Here is a 3,797-nt window from a genome sequence, read left to right as displayed (position 1 = left end):
CGCGCCCCCGCCACCCCCTCGCCGCGCCCTCTGTCCTCGCGCCCCCCCCCGCGGGGGGGGCGGGTGGGCGCCCCCCCCCTGTCCGGTGGCCTCGAGCGAGGCCGGGAGGCCCCGCTCGTCGTCATGTGCGTCACCCGGGGAGGGCTGGTGGCCGGCATGGCCCTGGCCCGCTCCGTGGGGCGCCTCAGCGCCGTTCCACGGCTCCGGAGCGTTCCGGGCGTGCCCGGAGTCCGGAGACTCCGAGGAACCCTTGCGCCCGAAGCGGTGCTTCCCGAAGGGATTCCCGGAAGGTGTCCCGCCAGCCACGGCAGCTCTGCCTCAGTCGCAGTCGCGGCAGATCGGCTGGCCGTTCTTCTCCCGGGCCAGCTGACTCCGGTGGTGCACCAGGAAGCAGCTCATGCAGGTGAACTCGTCGGCCTGCTTGGGCAGCACCCGGACGGCAAGCTCCTCGTTGGAGAGGTCCGCTCCGGGCAGCTCCAGGCCTTCCGCGGCCTCGAATTCATCGACGTCGACGGTCGATGTCGACTTGTCGTTCCGACGAGCCTTGAGCTCCTCGATGCTGTCCTCGTTGAGATCGTCATCGGTCTTACGTGGGGTGTCGTAATCGGTTGCCATGTCGCTCTCCCCCTCTGGGTGTCTGCGGTGTCTCCAGCGCACGTAACGCGTGAGAGGCCGGACTTGTGCCCGACCTGAGGCGGAGATTTTGCCTCACATCAAGGTCTGTTACTCAATCGACACCCAACCGGACCCCTCAAGAGTGATCAGGTTGGATGGCGATCGGGACCGTACACGGTCCGAAGGTCGCACCACACAGGCGCCACCTCGTGTACTTCCCGTGATGCGGACCCCTGAAAACCCGGACTTTTCCCGGTTTTCACGGGTTTCCGCTCACGGAGAGTAGATGGCCGGAAAACCACCTCTGTGAGCGATCACACACGCACTCCCGGGGGTGGAGTCCCGAAAATTCCGCGTAAAGCGAACAGAGGTGTTCTCCCGCAATCAACGCGCCGGCAGCGAGGACGGAGGCGTCGGGATCGCTGCCCGCCGTCCGGCACCGGCCGCGTCAGACAGGCAGGGTCACCCGCATCACGAGGCCGCCGCCCTCGCGCGGCTCCGCGATGATACGGCCCCCGTGGGCACGCGCCACGGACCGGGCGATCGACAGGCCGAGACCGACCCCCTTGTCACTGCCGGTACGCTCCTGGCGCAGCCGCCGGAAGGGCTCAAACAAGTTGTCGATCTCGTACGCCGGGACCACCGGGCCCGTGTTGGACACCAGCAGCACCGCCTGGCCGTGCGCGACCTCCGTGGTCACCGCCACCCATCCGCCGCCGTCGCCCTCCGGGACGTTGTAGCGCACGGCGTTCTGCACGAGGTTCAGGGCGATCCGCTCCAGCAGCACCCCATTGCCCTGGACGATCGCGGGCGCCCTCCGTCCACGGAACTCGATGCCCTTGGCCTCCGCCTCACCGCGCGCCTGGTCGACGGCCCGGGTGGCGACCTCGGCGAGGTCGACCGGTTTGCGTTCCACGATCTGGTTCTCACTGCGGGCGAGCAGCAGCAGGCCCTCCACCAGCTGTTCACTGCGTTCATTGGTGGCCAGCAGGGTCTTGCCGAGCTGTTTGAGATCCTCGCCGGCGCCGGGATCGGAGAGATGGACCTCCAGCAGGGTGCGGTTGATCGCCAGCGGTGTACGCAGCTCGTGCGAGGCGTTGGCGACGAACCGCTGCTGCGCCGTGAAGGCCCGCTCCAGCCGCTCCAGCATCTCGTCGAAGGTGTCGGCGAGCTCCTTCAGCTCGTCGTCGGGGCCGTCCAGCTCGATCCGCCGGGACAGGTCGGAACCCACCACGCGGCGCGCGGTGCGTGTGATCTTCCCGAGCGGGGACAGGACTCGGCCCGCCATCGCGTAGCCGAAGGCGAACGCGATCACACTCAAGCCGACGAGTGCGAACAGCGAGCGGGTGAGGAGCTCGTCCAAGGCGTGCTGGCGCTGCTTGTTCACACAGGAGTTCACGAGCTGGTTGAACGTCTCGGTCGAGTCCGGCGGGGTGGTGGGGAAGGTGCAGACCTCGCTGCTCACCTGGCCCTTCTCGATCCTGAACGGCAGCTCGCTGTCCGGCCGCAGCGCCTGCGCGGCCAGCAGGTAGATGATCAGGAGCAGCAGGATCCCGGCGATCAGGAACATGCCGCCGTAGAGCAGTGTGAGCCGTATCCGGATGGTGGGCCGGAACCAGGGACTTGCCTGCTCACCGGGAGCCCAGGTGGGTTTCGGGGGCGCCGTGGGAGGCGCGGGTGCAGCGGCCACGGGTCAGATCCGGTATCCGGAGCCGGGGACCGTGACGATCACGGGCGGCTCGCCGAGCTTGCGGCGCAGGGTCATCACGGTGACCCGTACGACGTTGGTGAACGGGTCGGTGTTCTCGTCCCAGGCCTTCTCCAGCAGCTGCTCGGCCGACACGACCGCGCCCTCGCTGCGCATGAGCACCTCCAGTACGGCGAACTCCTTGGGAGCGAGCTGGACCTCCCTGCCGTCACGGAAGACCTCTCGGCGGTTGGGGTCCAGCTTGATCCCGGCGCGCTCCAGTACCGGGGGCAGCGGCACCGTCGTACGGCGCCCGAGGGCCCGCACACGGGCGGTCAGCTCCGTGAACGCGAACGGCTTGGGGAGGTAGTCGTCCGCGCCCAGCTCCAAGCCCTCCACGCGGTCGCTGACATCACCGGAGGCGGTGAGCATCAGCACCCTGGTGGGCATGCCCAGTTCCACGATCTTGCGGCAGACATCGTCGCCGTGGACGAGCGGGAGATCACGGTCGAGCACGACGACGTCGTAGTCGTTCACCCCGATACGCTCGAGGGCCGCGGCTCCGTCGTACACGACGTCCACCGCCATGGCCTCCCGGCGCAGCCCGGTGGCCACCGCATCGGCGAGCAGCTGCTCGTCCTCGACCACGAGTACGCGCACGTGGCTGGTCCTTCCTCTGGATCCCGGTCCCGACCCCGCCCCGTGATCCGATCACGCACGGCCGGACGCGGTCGGGCGTGAACGGCCATGTCCAGGGCACGGCTGTCGTAGTGGATGCACTGACTGTGTGCCTCCATCCTGCCCCTTACGCGCGTAAACCGGATGTAAGTCACGGGGTCCCTCGCGAGCCCGGGGCCTGCGGCGGACACGGCACGGACTGGGCGCTCGGGAATGGTCGGGATTCCCTGAAGAGTTGAGGTTTCCCGGTGGGTGAGCCTGGGGAGGACCAGGGGCACACCCGCGATCACGCCATGTATGTGGCTTGCCACACCCCGCTCTCTGTCCCCCACGGAGGGGGCGTGATCAACCCGCCGTAGGCACACCCCCGTGCCATCGACCCACGACGAGGGGGCGCGACCATGGACGCATTCACCACAGGACTCCTGCACCGCATCAGGACCACGGAAACCGACCTCACGCGGGCCCGCGAGACGGGCGACGACTTCCTCGCGGAGGTCGAGCAGGCCGAGCTGGACGACCTGCACCGGCTCGCCGCCGAGCACGGCGTGGAGGTCAGCGCCGCGCGCGCCTGACACCACGGGAACGGCCGAGGGGCCCGCGCCCCCGATTCACCCGTGCGGTGGCGCGCCCGCGCGCCGCCGTGGGGGCCGCCCGGGGGTGCCCGCCGCCCCCCGCGCGGGTGTGCGGGGGGCGCCGCGACCCGGGGGGGCCCAGTGGGGCGTGGGGGGGGGGGCCCGGGGGGCGCGGGTCGCGCCATATCCGGACTCGCTGCCGACGATGGGGTGGCGGCTGTGGCGACGGGCGCGGGCGGTGG

General features: G+C 69.8%; 4 protein-coding genes. 1 reads left to right on the top strand and 3 read right to left on the bottom strand.

Annotated elements, in window-relative coordinates:
• Positions 1-318: 318 nt before the first annotated feature.
• The 3 genes from ACFWI9_RS05575 to ACFWI9_RS05565 form a co-directional block, all read right to left on the bottom strand.
• Positions 319-615, bottom strand: a complete 297-nt coding sequence (locus ACFWI9_RS05575) for a DUF4193 domain-containing protein (protein WP_338673390.1) — start codon at positions 613-615, stop codon at positions 319-321.
• A gap of 448 nt (positions 616-1,063) precedes the next feature.
• On the bottom strand, positions 1,064-2,305 hold the full coding sequence (locus tag ACFWI9_RS05570; protein WP_387159216.1) for a sensor histidine kinase: 1,242 nt from the start codon (positions 2,303-2,305) through the stop codon (positions 1,064-1,066).
• 3 nt (positions 2,306-2,308) lie between these two features.
• Positions 2,309-2,962 (bottom strand): response regulator transcription factor, encoded by a 654-nt coding sequence (locus ACFWI9_RS05565; RefSeq protein WP_345284337.1) that lies wholly within the window; start codon positions 2,960-2,962, stop codon positions 2,309-2,311.
• A gap of 419 nt (positions 2,963-3,381) precedes the next feature.
• Between ACFWI9_RS05565 and ACFWI9_RS05560 the strand changes: the two genes are divergently transcribed.
• The gene (locus tag ACFWI9_RS05560; protein WP_387159215.1) at positions 3,382-3,555 is read left to right on the top strand and encodes a hypothetical protein; all 174 of its coding nucleotides are present in this window, start codon (positions 3,382-3,384) and stop codon (positions 3,553-3,555) included.
• Positions 3,556-3,797: the final 242 nt, after the last annotated feature.

This window comes from Streptomyces sp. NPDC127084, assembly GCF_042724175.1.
In the GTDB taxonomy this organism is placed as follows: Bacteria; Actinomycetota; Actinomycetes; order Streptomycetales; family Streptomycetaceae; genus Streptomyces.
This window is presented reverse-complemented; position numbering and strand designations above follow the sequence as displayed.